At 44.2% G+C, this 16,931-nt stretch carries 13 protein-coding genes; 7 read left to right on the plus strand and 6 right to left on the minus strand.

The genetic code is table 11. The features are described 5' to 3' along the window. Positions 1-53 precede the first annotated feature (53 nt). The gene (locus tag AB6E30_RS04720; protein ID WP_017064254.1) at positions 54-875 is read right to left on the minus strand and encodes a phosphate ABC transporter substrate-binding protein; all 822 of its coding nucleotides are present in this window, start codon (positions 873-875) and stop codon (positions 54-56) included. 480 nt (positions 876-1,355) lie between these two features. Here AB6E30_RS04720 and AB6E30_RS04725 point away from each other — a divergent pair, with 480 nt between their 5' ends. Then, positions 1,356-2,999, plus strand: coding sequence for a methyl-accepting chemotaxis protein (locus tag AB6E30_RS04725; RefSeq protein ID WP_136981746.1), 1,644 nt, complete (start codon positions 1,356-1,358; stop codon positions 2,997-2,999). Between the two features lie 107 nt (positions 3,000-3,106). Here AB6E30_RS04725 and AB6E30_RS04730 read toward each other — a convergent pair whose 3' ends face one another. Then, entirely contained in the window at positions 3,107-3,994 is an 888-nt protein-coding gene (locus AB6E30_RS04730; RefSeq protein WP_017060037.1) for a lipase secretion chaperone, read from the minus strand. A 38-nt stretch (positions 3,995-4,032) separates the two neighbouring features. Continuing rightward, a complete protein-coding gene (locus AB6E30_RS04735) occupies positions 4,033-4,974 on the minus strand; it encodes a triacylglycerol lipase (protein WP_137001439.1) in 942 nt (313 codons plus the stop codon). A gap of 512 nt (positions 4,975-5,486) precedes the next feature. On the opposite strand from AB6E30_RS04735, the gene AB6E30_RS04740 reads away from it, so the two are divergent. Next, positions 5,487-6,734, plus strand: coding sequence for an SGNH/GDSL hydrolase family protein (locus tag AB6E30_RS04740; protein ID WP_102332720.1), 1,248 nt, complete (start codon positions 5,487-5,489; stop codon positions 6,732-6,734). A 115-nt stretch (positions 6,735-6,849) separates the two neighbouring features. On the opposite strand, the gene AB6E30_RS04745 is transcribed toward AB6E30_RS04740, so the two are convergent. After that, positions 6,850-8,181, minus strand: a complete 1,332-nt coding sequence (locus tag AB6E30_RS04745; RefSeq protein WP_017061883.1) for a DEAD/DEAH box helicase — start codon at positions 8,179-8,181, stop codon at positions 6,850-6,852. Between the two features lie 361 nt (positions 8,182-8,542). Here AB6E30_RS04745 and AB6E30_RS04750 point away from each other — a divergent pair, with 361 nt between their 5' ends. After that, positions 8,543-8,809, plus strand: a complete 267-nt coding sequence (locus AB6E30_RS04750; RefSeq protein ID WP_017061882.1) for an Lpp/OprI family alanine-zipper lipoprotein — start codon at positions 8,543-8,545, stop codon at positions 8,807-8,809. A gap of 157 nt (positions 8,810-8,966) precedes the next feature. Here AB6E30_RS04750 and AB6E30_RS04755 read toward each other — a convergent pair whose 3' ends face one another. Further along, positions 8,967-9,941: a L,D-transpeptidase family protein gene (locus tag AB6E30_RS04755; protein ID WP_137001438.1), complete on the minus strand. Its 975-nt coding sequence runs from the start codon at positions 9,939-9,941 to the stop codon at positions 8,967-8,969. Between the two features lie 346 nt (positions 9,942-10,287). On the opposite strand from AB6E30_RS04755, the gene deoD reads away from it, so the two are divergent. The 4 genes from deoD to AB6E30_RS04775 all read left to right on the plus strand — a co-directional run bounded on the left by deoD (position 10,288) and on the right by AB6E30_RS04775 (position 15,786). Beyond that, a complete protein-coding gene (gene deoD / locus AB6E30_RS04760) occupies positions 10,288-10,998 on the plus strand; it encodes a purine-nucleoside phosphorylase (RefSeq protein WP_017061880.1) in 711 nt (236 codons plus the stop codon). An 82-nt stretch (positions 10,999-11,080) separates the two neighbouring features. Further along, entirely contained in the window at positions 11,081-12,550 is a 1,470-nt protein-coding gene (locus AB6E30_RS04765; protein WP_017061879.1) for a lactate dehydrogenase, read from the plus strand. Between the two features lie 186 nt (positions 12,551-12,736). Continuing rightward, the gene (locus AB6E30_RS04770; protein ID WP_017061878.1) at positions 12,737-14,206 is read left to right on the plus strand and encodes a hypothetical protein; all 1,470 of its coding nucleotides are present in this window, start codon (positions 12,737-12,739) and stop codon (positions 14,204-14,206) included. Next, complete coding sequence (locus tag AB6E30_RS04775) at positions 14,206-15,786, plus strand: diguanylate cyclase domain-containing protein (protein ID WP_372057063.1); 1,581 nt, start codon at positions 14,206-14,208, stop codon at positions 15,784-15,786. Before AB6E30_RS04770 ends, AB6E30_RS04775 begins: the two co-directional genes overlap by 1 nt. A gap of 31 nt (positions 15,787-15,817) precedes the next feature. Here the strand turns inward: AB6E30_RS04775 and AB6E30_RS04780 are convergent, their stop codons facing one another. Continuing rightward, a complete protein-coding gene (locus AB6E30_RS04780; protein WP_017061876.1) occupies positions 15,818-16,720 on the minus strand; it encodes a DMT family transporter in 903 nt (300 codons plus the stop codon). Positions 16,721-16,931: the final 211 nt, after the last annotated feature.

Here is a 16,931-nt window from a genome sequence, read left to right on the forward strand (position 1 = left end):
AAAGGCTCAGCCTAAAGCAGGCTGAGCAATAATTAAGATTGAGTCAGTTAAGATTAGTTAACTGTGATGTAGCCTTTCTTACCAGCGATAGCTTGAGCTTCATCTGCAACCATCCAATCTAGGAATTGTTGAGTTTCAGCTGTTGGAGCACCTGCTTTGTAAAGAACTAGGAATGGACGAGCAACTTTGTAAGAACCGTTCTTAACGTTGTCTACAGTCGCAGCAGCGCCGTCGATAGTTAGAGCTTGAACAGATTCGTCAACTGTACCTAGAGAGATAAAGCCGATAGCGTATGGGTTGCTTGCTACAGAAACTTTAAGTGCGCCGTTACCGTTTGCAACTTGTGCACGTTGAGAGATAGCCGATACTTTCTTATCGCCAATCTTCTTCTTAAGCTTCATGATGTCTTCGAATGCACCACGTGTACCTGATGCAGTATCACGAGTGATTGCTACGATTGGCTTGTCAGCACCGCCAACATCTTTCCAGTTAGTGATGTCGCCTTTGTAGATTGAAGTGATTTGCTCAGCAGTAAGAGCAGATACTTCGTTGTTCGGGTTAACAACAACTGCGATACCGTCACGAGCGATAACTAGCTCTTTCAGGTCAGCTGTTTTCTCTTCTTCTTTTAGGTCACGAGAAGAGATACCAAGGTCAGCACTTCCATTTTTTGCTGCTTTGATGCCTGCAGAAGAACCTGGTGCTTGAATTTCGATGAACACTGGTTCGCCTTTATTCATGTAGGTTTCTGCAAAAACTTCAACCAGTGGAGAAGCACTGTTAGAGCCAACTACAGAGATAGTTTCTTTAGCTGAAGCTGTATTCACTGTTAGAGCGCCTAGTAGTGCGATTGCACCGATAACTGTCTTTTTCATCACAAATTTCCTTTAGTGGCGTTATTGCCGTAATGTTTTGCTTGAACGAGGCCTACTTTAGAATCCGAATGTGACAGTTGTGTTTCACTTAATTGAAGCCTATATGACAACTACAAATTAATGGCTAATTTCTCTCCTACTCGATGAATTGATAGTCGCGCCCCCATCAGATGCAGTTAGTGAATGCAGGTCTCACCATCGTTTGAGCACCAAAAAGCTAGATTTCCTTCCCTATTTATATCGAATACTAACCAATATATTTCTCTATTTATCAATCAATTAGCCCTAACACGATGGATAAAAAGATCCACCTTTATCGCCATTTAGAACAATAAATAACCATCTATATCAAATACCTATCGCATATAACGAAATCAAAGCCTTTACTGATTGAATTGTCAGTCTCATTAGTTAGAATCGCCAACTAATTCTAATAATAATAATTCTCATCTTTTTATTTTATTCAAAGAAGGACATTACATGCGCCAACTTCTCAGTGGCTTATCAATCAAAATACAAATTCTTATACCCGTACTATTTTCCGTTGTCTTACTTTTAGCCGGTGTCATTATCGGTGGTGAAAAACTAGAAAGTGCATTCAAAGATGTGTCAGTAGCAACCGACCAGTTAATCTTACATAAAGAAGAACTTAGCGAAATCGTCGACAACAGCTATGGCATGCGCATCAAAGCGATTTACAGTCTATTCAATGCTGATGACGTAAAAACATTGGTTGAAACACTAAACCAAAAACGCGATCAGAATACTCGCCTACTGAATTCATTAGACACAGTGCCAGGCATGCAAGATGAAGTGGCCGCGATGAACAAAGCGATGAATCACTATGTCGACTTTTCTCGCACCACCATGCTTCCTCTATTAAGAGCGAAACACGGCGATACATCACTCTCTTCAGATTTTGAAAACCGCTACCAGATCGCAATCGACCAATACCGACACGCGGGTAATGACATGGTGCAAGCGATCAACACGCTTTCTAAAAAGTTGAATCTGCTTGCGACTCAAGAAGTCGACATCAATGGTCAGCAACACACCAGCACACTCGATACCGCAACCATTGCGCTTCTAGTGATCCTATCTGTAGCTCTAATTATCAGTTGGACGCTGGCTGGCATCATTGTTAAGCCGATCAGCAACATTCAAGAAACGATGCGGGAAGTAGCAAAAGGTAACTTGTTAGTTAAAGCAGAAGAGTATGGCGACAACGAAATCTCACGCCTAGCGCAAGACGTAAACCAGTCTGTTGAACAGCTGCGTGACACGGTAAGCTCGCTGTCTCGAATCAGTATCGAAGTGGCTTCTGCGTCGACAGAGCTAGCGGCTGTAATGACACAGTCCAGCGTTAACTCAGACCAAGAGAAGCAAGAGGTGGAGCAAGTTGCTTCTGCTGTGAACCAATTGGAAAGCACAGCAGCACACGTTAATGAGAACGCAGTACAAGCCGACTCAGCGTCTAAGCAAGCTGACGAAATGGCGACACACAGCATGAGCTTGTTTAATGAAAGCAACAAAGCTAACGAACAGATGGCGATTCAGCTAAGCGAAGCTGCAAATGTTGTGGGCACGCTAAAAGAGCACTCTGAACAGATTGGTAAAGTGATTGAGGTAATTCAAAGTATCTCTGAACAAACTAACCTGCTGGCGCTTAACGCAGCAATCGAAGCCGCTCGTGCAGGTGAAAGCGGTCGTGGTTTCGCAGTGGTTGCTGATGAAGTTCGAATGCTAGCGGCACGTACACAAGATTCAACCAAAGAGATCCAAACCATCATAGAAGGTTTGCAGGTTCAATCCGGTAACGCGAATGAAAGCATGAGCAGCTCATTATCTATGCTGGAACACAACCAAACTCTTGCAGGTGAAGTAAGCGCGGCGCTTTCAGGCATTGCTAACTCGGTAACGGACATGACTGAGATTAACACTCAGGTTGCCTCTGCCGCCGAAGAGCAAAGCCAAGTAACCTCAGACATCAACCGTAACATCTCAAACATCTACAGCCTAGTAAGCCAAAACGTTACCGGCATTACTCAAGCCGCTGCAGCAAGCCACGAGCTATCTAACCTAGCCGAACAACAGAAACAGCAGTTGGATTACTTTAAGGTATAGGCTTCAAGGTACGAAGTTCAAGGCAAACAGATTCAGGCTGTATGCTCTTTAGAACTCGCCGATAAACAAAAAGCCAGCCATCATGGCTGGTTTTTCGCTTTTAGACACTACTGACGAGATTCAGCCGCTCGAATTCTTTCAATCGCTTCTACCCTTCTAAGCTGTTCTGGTAGGAAATGTTCAGTCCTAAGTTGCGCAATCTTCTCTTGTTGTTCGGTTTTTGATAGGAATGAATCTTTCAAGACATCATTTCGTTCTGCGAAGTAGACCTCTAACGAGTCTTCAAAGGCCGCTCTTTGTTTATCAAGTGCTTCAAGTCTCTGGGTTGCTTCTTCACCGACAAGTTCGCTTCTCTTTAAGTATTTACCCTGTTCATCGAGACCTTCAGAGCTAGAGAGCTGTTGGAGTAACACCTGATTCTGGTGACTCGACTGAACATAATCAGGTTGCTCAGATAGATAGGATTCGAGTCTTTGTTGGTATTCTTCATCCTCTAATCCCTCCTGTTTCAGAAGTAACTTTTCTAAGGCGATTTCTCTCATTCTGTTGTCGTGCGTAAACAGAATACTTATCTCGCTCTCACTGAAAAACTGAGCTTGGAGGTCAAGGAGCGCTTGATTGAGTGCACGTAGATCATCAGCGGAAATGGATGTGGTACCGAACTGCACGTCCAACGATGTCAGTGCCGACTTATACTCAAGATATTTGGCAAACAGTGCTTCATCAACCACGGTTGTTGATGCTTGTTCGTGGTGTTTCGCCACGTTGTCTCGAATATCTTCAAGGGTTAATTCTGCATTACCTGACACGAAATATTCCATCATGTCTTTTGCTGATGCATTATCGATGTCGGTATCTTGCTGAGAGGTGACTTTCAATGAGGAGACGCGTTGTTCGTCGTCAGTATGTGTATCTTGATTATTTAGATATAAAAAGACCGCCGCTGTGCTCATCAGGGCTATCGTGGTTATCGACAAAATGGCGGTCTTTTTCATCATACTTCCCTTGTTTTCTTGTTAAACGGCTTTGCAGACTACAAGCCAGCCAACTTCAATCGATTGGCATGCTGACGATATAGAGTTACAGGATCTGTCTCAAACAAGTGGTGAATTCCCAATAACCCATTAATCTCATCTAGGTGGTTCATTTTGTAATCATCACCAATCACTTTGCCCAAATGCGCGCTGCATGCTCCTACTAAGCCATCATTAGGTTCGTTGAAGGCTAAGCCTAGGATTGTCATCGCTCCGTCGGTAGGATCAAGAAGGTTGGTAAAAGTGGAAGACCCTGTCCATGAATAGTAATAAACGCCGTTACTTGCTTGCCACTCACCATCGCCACACTCAGACGTCGGAACGCCCTCAGGGTAAAACTGGTTGAAGGCTAGCGAGCCTTCTGTGGTCAATGCTTCAAGAGAAGCGAGGCCGTCTTGGTCGAGATCCGTTCCACCAGATAAAAGGTTAATCAGTGTCGTTAATCCACCTGCTAATTTAACCGCGATACCTTCTGTGACAGAGCCTTCAGATACGTTCCCTCGAACGAGATCAGCGACCTTAGAACCTTTATGCACACCGCCAATACTGGTCACTGAAGCAACAAGATCAGGTCGAACTGACGCAACATAACGAGCCGTAGGCCCACCGTGGCTATGACCAACCAGATTCACCTTACTTGCTCCTGTTGCAGCTAACAGCGTTTCAACTTGGCTGAGTAACTGTTCACCACGGACCTCTGAACTGTTGGTTGCAGAGATCTGAGCGACATATACGTTCGCGCCATCTTTGGTTAGGGATTCAGGTACGCCATAGAAATAGTCAACGCCCGCTAATGTATCGAAACCAAACAGACCATGTACCAACATAATGGGGTATTTCGTTTCAGTGTATCCGCTGGCTTCTAATGCTGATGCGCTCGTTCCGGCATATACGCCAAAACTGGATAGGCAGGCTATCGTCCAAATTAATATCTTTTTCAATGCTCTTTCCTTAAACAGATTAGACCTCTGATGAGTAAAAGAACCGTAGATGATGATTTTATAAAACAGAAAGTAACGACTTCATATTTGTGATGGCGAACTTGAATTAAACAGGTGCGATGAACATCAGGCAAACAGAATCAGGAGAAAAAACATAAGCAATTGATTAAATTAACATTTAACTAAGGTTGATGAGATTGTTCTTTCAATATCCCGACTCAAATATCAATTCAACATTCTCAATAAACCAAAATTATTCGACAAATAACCGTTTGGAAACAGGTATTTTTCAACCAAAAACTCGTTGATAACTTGAGGCTTATTCCATTAACGACACACCACAACCCTGAATATATTGACGCTAATTATTGATTTTAGATATAGGTCGTACCACTTATCCACTTATCCACTTATCCACTTATCCACTTATCCACTTATCCACTTATCAAGAAACAAGAAACAAGCAACAGCGTTTCTGTTTGGCTCATCTAAATATAAAAGAGAATACAGTGATGAAAAATACGGCTTTAATACTCACGTTAGCCCTGCCTTTTGGCGCTTATGCCGCTGAAGACTCAATACCAACACCTGAATCGATTACATCTGCACAAGTACTCAGTGCACAAGGCTCAGAGACCTATTCATATGTTAGATGTTGGTATCGAACCGATGCCTCTCATGATTCCCCAGCCACCGACTGGAAGTGGGCAAAGAAAGAGAGTGGTGATTACTACACGATCAACGGATATTGGTGGTCTTCCGTTTCATTCAAAAACATGTTCTACAGCGATGCCCCGCAATCGGAAATTAAACAACGTTGCGAACAGACGCTCGACATCCAACATGACGCCGCTGACATCACCTACTTTGCCGCAGATAATCGCTTCTCTTACAACCACTCAATCTGGACCAACGACAACGCTTTTCAAGCCAGTAGCATCAATCGTATTGTCACCTTTGGTGATAGCCTGTCCGACACTGGTAATCTATTTAATGGCTCACAATGGGTTTTTCCGAACGCAGATTCGTGGTTTTTAGGGCACTTTTCGAATGGTTTAGTCTGGACGGAGTATTTAGCAAAAGCGAAAGATGTCCCTCTGTATAACTGGGCTGTGGGTGGCGCCGCAGGTACCAACCAATACGTGGCATTGACTGGTGTTTATGATCAAGTCACCTCTTATCTGACCTACATGAAAGTCGCCAAAAACTATCGTCCGGAAAACTCACTGTTTACTTTAGAGTTTGGCCTCAATGACTTCATGAATTACAACCGAGAAGTCGCCGATGTAAAGGCTGACTTTAGCAGCGCGCTGATCCGCTTAACAGAATCTGGTGCGAACAATATCCTGCTGTTCACCTTACCCGATGCAACCAAAGCCCCTCAATTCAAATACTCTACCGAACAAGAGATAATAAAAGTTCGTGGCAAGATCTTAGAATTCAACCAGTTCATCAAAGCTCAAGCCGAGTATTACCAAGGTATGGGGAAAAACGTGGTGTTGTTCGATGCAAGTGCGTTGTTCGCCAGCATTACCGATAACCCAGAACAACATGGCTTTCGAAACGCGAGTGATGCTTGTCTTAATATCAATCGAAGCTCAGCCGCGGACTACTTGCGAAGCCACAGCTTAACCAATGACTGTGCCACCTATGGTTCAGACAGTTATGTATTTTGGGGCGTGACACACCCAACTACAGCTACTCATAAATACATTGCCGACCACATCTTGGCGTATTCGTTCTCGACGTTCAATTTCTAACTAAATATCGAAAAGTAATGGCTGAGCCAAGGTCGAGATACAAAAAAACCGCCTAATATTGGCGGTTTTTATTTATGTCAGTTTTACTAGCAAACGCTTTAAAACTGGCTGGTGATTACTCGTCGTCCACTTTTGGTGCGACTTTCTTCTTAGGGATAAACACGGTATCACCCACGGCCACATTTTGGTGGAAGCTCTTATCGCGCTTAACTGGTTTCTTCGGCGTTTTCTTCGCTTGAGTGTTGGTCTTCTTCTTAGCAGGACCGCCTTTAGCAAACGCAGGCTTACGTGGCTTAATGCCTTTGAATTTACCTTTTAGGCCTTCAAGTACAGAGAAGGTCAAATCTTGTTGAAGGTAAAGTTCAACACGCTTGAAGCTGTCCCAGTCTTTTGGACCAACCAAAGAAATCGCATCGCCTTTGTTACCCGCACGGCCAGTACGACCTACACGGTGCACGTACTCTTCCGTATGCTTCGGCATATCAAAGTTGATCACGTGGCTTACGTTTGGAATATCAATACCACGAGAAGCAACATCGGTTGTTACCAGAATCTTGTAAACCGCACGCTCAAACTGGCTCATAATAGCATTACGTTGCGTTTGGTTTAGGTTACCACTCAGTGCTACCGCTTTAAGCTTCTTCTCGTTCAACTTATCTGTTAAACGGTCAGTATCAGCGCGTGTTGCTGTGAAGATCATTACCTGACGGTATTCAGCTTCTTCCAGTACACGGTCTAAAATCGCTTCTTTGTGATCTAGGTGATCACATAAGTAGAATTTCTGTGTGATATCTAAGTGTTGCTCGTTAGAAACACCAACAGAGATACGCTTAGGTGCGTCTAGCATTTCATTTGCAATGCCATTTACTTCAGCGTGATCTAACGTTGCAGAGAACATCAACGTTTGACGACGACGGTGTTTAGCTGCATTGGCAATGCGACGAAGTTCTGGAGCGAAACCCAGATCAAGCATACGGTCCGCTTCATCAAGGATTAGCGTTTCAACACCATCTAGGAACAATGAACGATGTTCTAGGTGGTCAGCAAGACGGCCTGGAGTCGCAACGATAAAACGAGGGTACTTACGCAGTGCTTTAACTTGGTCGTTAAAGTTCTCACCACCTAAGATAAGCGCCGCTTCATAAGACAGACCACCAAGCATGCTACGCAGTTCGCCGTAAACTTGCTTCGCTAGCTCACGAGTAGGAGCCAAAATTACACCACGAGGATCTTTAGCAGAAAACGCTTTTGTTTTTAATGCTTTATGTATCATTGGCAACACAAACGCCAATGTTTTTCCTGATCCCGTTTTTGATGAAGCCAATAGATCCTTACCAGCAATAGCAACAGGGATCGCTTTTGATTGGATCTCTGTCGCCTTCTTGAAGTCGTAATGTTTTAAGTTCTTCAGTAAGCGGTTATCTAAGCCTAAATCTTTAAAGTGCAAAGGACTCTCCAGTCATGATGGTATTGAATAAAATTAATTTAACGTGACATGATACCGCGAAAGTACTTTATAAGGATAGAGATCACAGTAAATTTATCCCTTTATCTATCTTTAGCTAGAACAACGTATGCATTGCTAGCAAAGGGATAGCTCTCCAAAAACACCTTCAAGTCGTCTCTAAATCCTTCATCTCATAAATGAGACACAACGTGATACTTAGCTAATTAACTCAAAAATTTAGCAATTTCTTTAGTTATTGTTTTTGCAGTTAAAAAATTAGTCGCTACAATCATTAATGAAGCGACTATATGATAAAGAATGTATAGCGCATCTTTTGATGATAAATAAGCAAGGAGTTCTTATGAATAAGACGTTAATCGCAGCTGCAGCATCAGTTTTCATTTTAGCCGGTTGTTCTTCAGAACCAGAAGAAGCTGCAGTGTCAGAAATGGATCAACTAACTAACCAAGTGGCTCAACTTACAAGCGAAGTTGAAGCACTTAAGAGTGACAAAGCAGCCGCAGAAATGAAGGCTCAAGAAGCAGAAGCAGCCGCTATGGCAGCGAAAGAAGAAGCGGATCGTGCTAACGAACGCATCGACAACATCGCTGAGTCTTACACTAAGTAGTTTGAGATCTAATCGCGATTAAGCTGTAGATTAAATAAGTCGCAAAAAGCAGTATATAGACAGCACCACTTCTTATCGGATGTGGTGCTTTTTTTGGGTGACACTAATGCGAGTAAACAAGATAAAACCGCCCCTTGTTGCAGAAGAGGCAATCGAATTAAAACTCAATCACAGGTGGTGCTATCTCTACAGGTACGCCGTTTTGAGCAAAGATAACCGCTTTCGCCTTTGAATTTGGCAGTTCTGCGTCTTCAAGCCACCATTTTAGTTCCACAGGGATCTGTAATGATTTCTTTGAACCATCACTTCGAGTTAATGGCTCGTGCGCTTCTACAAACACACTTCTATCAGGCTCTAATGACACCTTAATCGGCTCATTGATAATGGTGACCTGTTCACCACGGTTCACTTGCTCAAACAGCCACTCAATGTCTTTAGGTTCCATTCGGATACAACCAGAGCTAACTCGTAAACCTATCCCGAAATCTTTGTTTGTACCATGGATCAAATAGTCGCCAGCGCCATAAGCAAGCCTCAAAGCGTACTCTCCCAATGGATTTTCCGGCCCGGCAGGAACCACTCTCGGTAATTCAATGCCCTTTTCAAGATACTCGTTGCGGATTGAATTTGGTGGCGTCCATGTTGGATTCGGTCTTTTTTGGCTTATCTTAGTGATCATCTCGGGAGTATCACGCCCCACTCGACCGATGCCGACAGGGAAAACATGCACCTGATTTTTCTCAGGCTCAAAGTAATACAACCTTAACTCAGCAAGATTGATGACAATCCCCTTTCTTGGGGTGTCAGGCAAAATCAAGCGGCTTGGAATGCTTAACACATAGCCTTCCGCGGGAAGAAAAGGATCCACCCCTTTGTTGGCTGCCATTAAAGAGAGAAAACCAATATCGTATTGCTTGGCAATGATGGCCAAGGTTTCGCCCGCCGCCACTTCATGCTGCTGGATTCTGCCCACAATGCGGCTTTCCGTTGGTGGCAATTCAAAGGTTGCAGCAGACACCCACGATGAAGCTATCCCGCTGGCAAGCAAAGTAGTTCTTACAACAAGCGACGCCGCCCTGTGGAGTCGTGTTTTCATTGACTGAAAAGGCGTCGAGTTAACGCAATACGACATACAAATCCTTGGTTTGTCTTTTATCAAAGTTTAGATTATCTCTGATCAAACGTCTCTACAACGTATTGTTGTCTCGAAACTAATAGGCAACAAGTTTATATGTAAGCCTTTTCTTCTCATTCACTTGCAATTTACCCATACAAAATCGATTGCCTTTACGCTTTCAACATATTTGGTTATCAATATTAATAAAACTATAATGGCAGACCTATTTTGTGACTAAAGTCTCATGGAGCCACGTTCTAACTCGCTAATATTGCCTCAACAAAACGAATTCAATTCAACAGAATCGGTAATTGATTAAATCCTGTTCCTATAATTACCGTTTAAACTTTGGAGAACGACCATGGCTACACCTCATATTAATGCTCAAGCTGGTGATTTCGCAGAAACAGTACTTATGCCGGGCGACCCGCTTCGCGCAAAATACATTGCAGAAACATTCCTTGATGACGTGAAGCAAGTTTGTGACGTTCGCAACATGTTTGGCTACACAGGCACTTACAAAGGTAAGAAAGTTTCTGTAATGGGCCACGGTATGGGTATCCCATCATGCTGCATCTACGTACACGAGCTAATCGCTGAGTTCGGCGTGAAAAACGTTATTCGTGTAGGTAGCTGTGGCGCGGTACGTGACGACGTTAAACTAATGGACGTTGTTATCGGCATGGGTGCATCTACTGACTCAAAAGTAAACCGCATTCGTTTCAACAACCACGACTTCGCTGCTATCGCTGATTTCGGTCTTCTAGAAGAAGCAGTAAACCAAGCTCGTGCACAAGAAGTTCCAGTTAAAGTTGGTAACGTATTCTCTGCAGACCTTTTCTACACTCCAGAAGCTGACCTTTTCGAAAAAATGGAAAAGCTAGGCATCCTAGGTGTTGATATGGAAGCGGCTGGTATCTACGGCGTTGCTGCAGACCTTGGTGCTAAAGCACTAACTATCCTAACAGTATCTGACCACATCATCCGTGGTGAAAAACTAAGTTCTGAAGAGCGTCAAAAGTCTTTCAACGACATGATGAAAGTTGCTCTAGAGACAGCAATCAACATCTAACGATTTGATAAAAGATACATTGAAAAGCGTTACCCCGCAGCCAGGCTCGCTTGGCTGCTCAAATAATCCCGAGGGGGAGATCGTGTCTAACGACAAGCTGCCAAAAGATGCGGATGGTTTGCAACTCAACTTTTGTAAAACATTGGCGTGTGACAACTTTGGCTTGAGCGATGCAAAACGGTATGTTTTGCAACACGCGAACCCTAAGCGTCCAGCGATGGTTTGTCGTGAATGTGGAGCTTTCCCCCCCTTACTTAACAATCGTGAAGTGTTAAGCGAACTTCATCGCCTAAGACAACTTCACAGCGACGGGCTCCCTGCTTGTCGTAATGATGATTGCGATAACTTCGGCTTATCGGTTCATACCCATAAACATCTTTATCATGCCTTCGGCTACAGTGGCGACAGGCAGCGTTATCGATGCAAAGACTGCCAAACAACCTTCGTTGATAAATGGTCTGGATCCAATAAAAAACTCCAATTTCAAGAGAACCTCATGGGCTTACTGTTCATGGGCTATTCCGTACGTGAAATCTGCCGAAAATTAGAGATCAACCCAAAGACTTTCTATGATCATGTTGACCATATCGCGAGCCGTTGTCGTCGTAAATTAGCGATGATCGATGCACGATGGGTTAACCATGCGAAAGATTACGAGTTCGCATCTCACTACCAGCGTCTGCAACCACAAAGTAACAACGGTGTGGTGTGGATAGCGACGGGCGAGGCGCATTCTGGCTATATACTTTGCCAACACGTTAACTACTCTCAAAATGAAGAACCATCAGGAAACGTCGACCATAACCCTTATGATGATGTGGCACGATTTGTATCCAAAGAGCACTCTTCAGAAGCAAATCTCGAACTGCCTCAGCCCTCTGACAAACTAAAAGAGCGCATTGAACAGCAGTACCAAGTGATTCTTGCGAGAGGTAACGTTGAGGACCCTATGGGTAACCTCACCACATTTAGTTACCCTTCAAAAGGCGCTCTCATTCGACCGCCTTATACCTCTTATGCTCACTTCTTACATGTGTTGGATATGTGTAACGAAGACAAGCATGTCGCCATCTATATGCCACAAGATCCATTACTAAGATCTGCCGCTTTAAGTGTATGTTTGCCGCGCATTCAGAGTCAAAATATTGACCTCATGTATGTCGAAGAAGATTCAGGCTGGCAAGACGACCAAAGTTTTGAAAAGATCGACATCGTTCACATGAGTTGGTGGCGAGATCGCTGGGCTATTGCCAATCAGGGTGATAACCAGAAAGGTATCTGCTACCTAACCGGTAACAATCCAGAACCAAAACAGTGGTTTAACACAGCCTCAATTCAACAAACTAAGTTCTATCAACAGCGCTTTCAGTTGTTATTTGATAGCTTTATTAATGAGCCCAGACGTAAGCTTCGTCCTGGGGGCATTCTTCCATTGCTCGACATATTTAGAGCTTGGCACAATCTGTGCTACCAAGATAAGCAAGGGCTCACGGCAGCACAACGCTTAGGCGTAGGGGAGCTGCCATTAACTCTAAAGCAACTACTTTCATAGCAACAAAGCCTCTAGGTAATTATTCGGGAACTCATTGATTTTAAAGCGACAACATGAGGTAACACCCATAATTAGAAAAGATCGATGTTCCTTTGACGCTCTACGAAAGATAATTGGTGCTTATCTCAAATTACACTCTTATAATGATTGTGTTATCAATATGTTCGATAATCATGGATGTAAGTCTTGGACAAAAATCAGTACCTTCTTGAAACAGAATTAGAAAAACTCAAAACTCGTGTCGACTCTGAGCCATCGGTGATCCTAGAGATTGCCCAACAGTGCCTAGTCCGATCAGAGCAAGTTCTGTTTGAAGAGGGTGCCATCCAGTCATTAATGTTAATGGCAAGATGTAGCTGGAACCTGATGGATTACCAAAAAGGTTTAAAATACATCAAGGAAGCCTACAAGCGCCAAAGCCGATTAGATACCGACCTTTTTCTCCCTGAAATCCTCCATTTACACGCGCTCCAGTTCTGGGGACAAGCCAAGTACTATTCCGCCCAACAGTTCTGGATCAATGCTTTAGAGCAGTCCGCGTTGGTTGATGAAGTCGAAATTCAAATTGAATGCCTCATTGGCCTTGGCAATATTTGGCGGATGACCCACGAATATAAACTTGCACGTTCTACCCACCAGCTTGCCGTTAAAGTTGCTAACAACAGCCGCATTGGTTGGTTAGAGGGTAAAGCCAGAATACTGCTTGCGTGGGATTACTACCTGCTCAACAACTATGTTGAAATGCTGTCGGTATTGGACGGTGCAGAAGAAGCATTAAAAGACCATAAAGATAACACTTGGCATGCAGAGGTATGGGACTTTCGAGGCCTTGCCCTACTTGGTCTTGAACGCTTAGATGACGCGGAGCGCGCCACGGCCAAAGCGCACAATCTGGCAGTTGAACACAACCTAGTTTGGATGAAGGCGCACTCATACATCAGCCGAGCTAGATTGGAGCTCCTGAGAAAAAGACCAGAACAAGCGGCGGAATTACTGAGGCTCGCAGAACAATCCGCAAACGAGTTCGATAATGGCGAGTTGCTGAGCCAAATCTGTTACCAACAATCCTTGGTGGCGGAAGAAAACCAAGACTTCCAAGCCGCGCTCGTCGCCTTTAAAAAGTACCGTCAATATTCTATCGGCATGCTCAAAGAGCAAACGACACGTGTCGGTTTGGACAAAGCACGCAGTTCAAAACGCCAGCTTGAACAGAGAGCACGAAAACTGATTAACCGTATTCGCGGTCAACACGAGTACGACCCTGAGAAGCACCTCTCTTATGTTGTCTCTGAAACCTTTTGGTGGGAAAAATTGGTGCTGTTCAAGACAGAGCTTAAACGTTCAAACCACAGCATCATTATGTTCCATCATGTCGATACTGATTACTTAGATGTCTGTACCGAGATTGCTCATGCTTTATGTAACCAGAATGACTTCATCGCAAGGCTAAGTTCTGAACGTGTGGCCCTTATGCTTTCCGAAAAAGGCGAAGCCGCAGAGCAAACCTTCCAAACTCTCAGCACCATGCTTGATATCTATCCATGGCATAGAAAAGGACTAAAGGGTTCGAAACCGACCGTCAGCCTCAATGATATTTTGACGTTCCCGTTCACGCTTGAACAATTAGAAGAAGACGATGCTGAGGTAATAGAATAATGGAAACTCTATTAAGCAAGATCACAGACGCCGGTTTAGACCCTTCATCAGTATCAGGTGAAGAAGCGATCATCTTCTGGAACCACATTCGTCAGCACGTTTCGACGACGCAAACAGAGCAAGCACACTGCTATATCATTAGCTCTGAGTACCGTGCTGAGTTACAACAAAATCAAACCAGCATCGAAGAGTTGAGACGAGCACTCGATCTGCTCCACCTTCCTGCCGATATCGAAGACATACTGACAGTCAAAACCAGCCTAAGTGACCGCTTAGTTGAAATCGGTGATTACACGTCAGCACTCAATGAATTCGTCAGTTCGTCGACTATCGCGGTTGAACACGGCCATATCGATGAGTATGTATTAGCCATTTTAGGCATGGGCAACCTGTGTGACTCCTATGGCGATCACAACAGAGCTCTTCGCTACTATCAAAAAATCAGCAGCATAGACCACGCGATAAGCAGTCGCTCACTTCGCCTCAAATTCAAGCTGCATATGGTAGCAAGCCTACTTCTACTCAATCGCATTACAGCAGCCAGCGATTTACTGAATGAGTGCGAAGAACTGAGTATTTTGGTCAGTGACAAGTTGCTCACAGCTCAAATACTGCTTTACCAAGCAAAGGTGCTGCGCGCTAAGAAAAAACACCATGAAGCGCTACGCTGTCTGTCTAAGATTCAATACCCAGCCAACAGCACTCAAGCAAGCTGGCTTGCAACCATGACTCGTCTAGAGCTCGCACATTGCCTAAGTGCAACCGGCAAGCAAGACTACGCGAGCATGATTTTGTCGAGCACAGACAAACGCGTGAAAGCCTACTCGTCGCCAGTACTTGCAAAACGATTCTACGATTCGCTGAGTGATGTGTGTATGAATCAAGGGCGTTTTCAAGAAGCGCTAAGCTATGAGAAAAAAGGCTACCGAATTGAAACCGATCTGATGAAGCAGATCCCGATCAGTGAACTCGGTGCAAGCCAACTACGCCGCCTGTCCCGTTTTGAATTACAACTCAAACTCATTCTCTCTGAACAAGAGAACAAAGAGCTGAAAGAGACAACGGAACAACACAAGAATGCGGTTGCTCAGCTTCAACAAGACGTATTCACCGATCCATTGACAGGGTTACACAACCGTCGCTGGTTAGATGTGAAATTGAAAGACATGCTGTTGCACGATACCTCTTTCGCACTGATGGTTATTGATATTGACCACTTCAAGTCTATCAATGATGAACTGAGTCACTTAGTGGGCGATAAAGCGATTGTTAGTGTGTCTCAAGAGCTACGTTCATACTTTAAGTTTAGAGGCGCGTCATGTGTCAGATTTGGTGGAGAAGAGTTCCTCGTCATTCTAGAGAACACTGATCTTCCGAAGGCAGAAATGCACTCTGAAAATTATCGAGAGCGCATCTTCCAATTTGGATGGCATGAAATACTTGGGGAGCGTGGTTTGACCGTGAGTATTGGTATCACTTTGCATCGTGACGGAGAGAATACTCAACGCACCTTCTACCGTGCGGATAAAGCGCTATACCGAGCTAAAGCCAACGGCCGTAATCAAGTGTGTACAGAGTAGTGGCATATAGCTCTGTAGCTTAGCCAACTGCTTATTGATAAAAGAACAGAGAAATACCAGCAAGGGCGGCAAGTGTGCCTATGATACTTTGCTTTGACACCTTCTCCCCTTTCAGCGCATAAATCACCAAAATAAAGACCGGGCTGGTCGCTATCAACGTTTGTGCAATCGCAGGGTTAGCATTCTTCAACGCCACTTGTTGAAGCCATAGAGCGAGAAACGTCCCGACAAAGATTGCTCCTAGTAACCACAGTTTATCGAGCTTGGTCATTTCCCATAAATCTCTTTTTATCGATGAATACGGCTTCTTTTCAACGAAAGGGATAATCAGCATCACAGCAAACACGCCAATCGTCAGGCGAATCAAAGCACCTAACAATGGTGGGATATCACCCGCCACTAACGCGTAATGAGAAATAACCACACCAGATGCCTGACAGACACTCGCCACAAGCCCATAACCAATGCCACCCCACTGCGCTTTGTTATTCGATTCACCGCTCGCCGATTTTGATGGCTGGAAGACAACGAAGGTCACCGCTAGTGTTGTAATCACGACACCGAGCCAACTTTGCACTGTCAATACAGCGCCCAGGAACATTAATGCCAGCACACCAGAAAGAGGCGGGGCTAAAGATTCCAGTAACAGCGTCTTATTGGCACCGATTCTTTTCAACGCCGCAAAATAGGCGCTATCTCCAATCGCAATGCCAATCACACCTGAAATTGCCAATATCAGAAAATGGTTGGTACTCAGTTCAAACTCCGGCATCGGAATAAGAGGCATCACCAGCAACATCATCCCTGACGCCACTACACCCTTAACAATGTTCAATTGCATCGCAGAGAAGCGATGACCAAACTGTCCATAAATCCATGTCGCACACGCCCACACAATCGCAGCACCAATAGCCGCCAATTCACCTATATACATCCGTGTTTATCCTTTGTGGTTGTGCACGTCATTTAGAATCGTAGCTGTCATCATTTCAGCTAAAATACCAACCAGAAAGCCGAAATAGCCTCTTCAAACGCGATGAGATTTTATAAGATTCGTCAATGGTTTTGCTCACATTAGAAGCGAATACTCATTATTTATAACTCAGTAAATCATTTTTATAACAATTACTTGGATGATAGCGTAC

This window comes from Vibrio sp. 10N.247.311.12, from assembly GCF_041467515.1.
GTDB lineage: Bacteria > Pseudomonadota > Gammaproteobacteria > Enterobacterales > Vibrionaceae > Vibrio > Vibrio crassostreae_C.

Bases quoted from the DNA above. Each gene is read 5' to 3' on its own strand.
- AB6E30_RS04720 (WP_017064254.1), bottom strand. From the start codon at position 875: ATGAAAAAGACAGTTATCGGTGCAATCGCACTACTAGGCGCTCTAACA.
- AB6E30_RS04755 (WP_137001438.1), bottom strand. From the start codon at position 9,941: ATGTCGTATTGCGTTAACTCGACGCCTTTTCAGTCAATGAAAACACGA.
- AB6E30_RS04775 (WP_372057063.1), top strand. From the start codon at position 14,206: ATGGAAACTCTATTAAGCAAGATCACAGACGCCGGTTTAGACCCTTCA.
- AB6E30_RS04725 (WP_136981746.1), top strand. From the start codon at position 1,356: ATGCGCCAACTTCTCAGTGGCTTATCAATCAAAATACAAATTCTTATA.
- AB6E30_RS04740 (WP_102332720.1), top strand. From the start codon at position 5,487: ATGAAAAATACGGCTTTAATACTCACGTTAGCCCTGCCTTTTGGCGCT.
- AB6E30_RS04750 (WP_017061882.1), top strand. From the start codon at position 8,543: ATGAATAAGACGTTAATCGCAGCTGCAGCATCAGTTTTCATTTTAGCC.
- deoD (WP_017061880.1), top strand. From the start codon at position 10,288: ATGGCTACACCTCATATTAATGCTCAAGCTGGTGATTTCGCAGAAACA.
- AB6E30_RS04780 (WP_017061876.1), bottom strand. From the start codon at position 16,720: ATGTATATAGGTGAATTGGCGGCTATTGGTGCTGCGATTGTGTGGGCG.
- AB6E30_RS04730 (WP_017060037.1), bottom strand. From the start codon at position 3,994: ATGAAAAAGACCGCCATTTTGTCGATAACCACGATAGCCCTGATGAGC.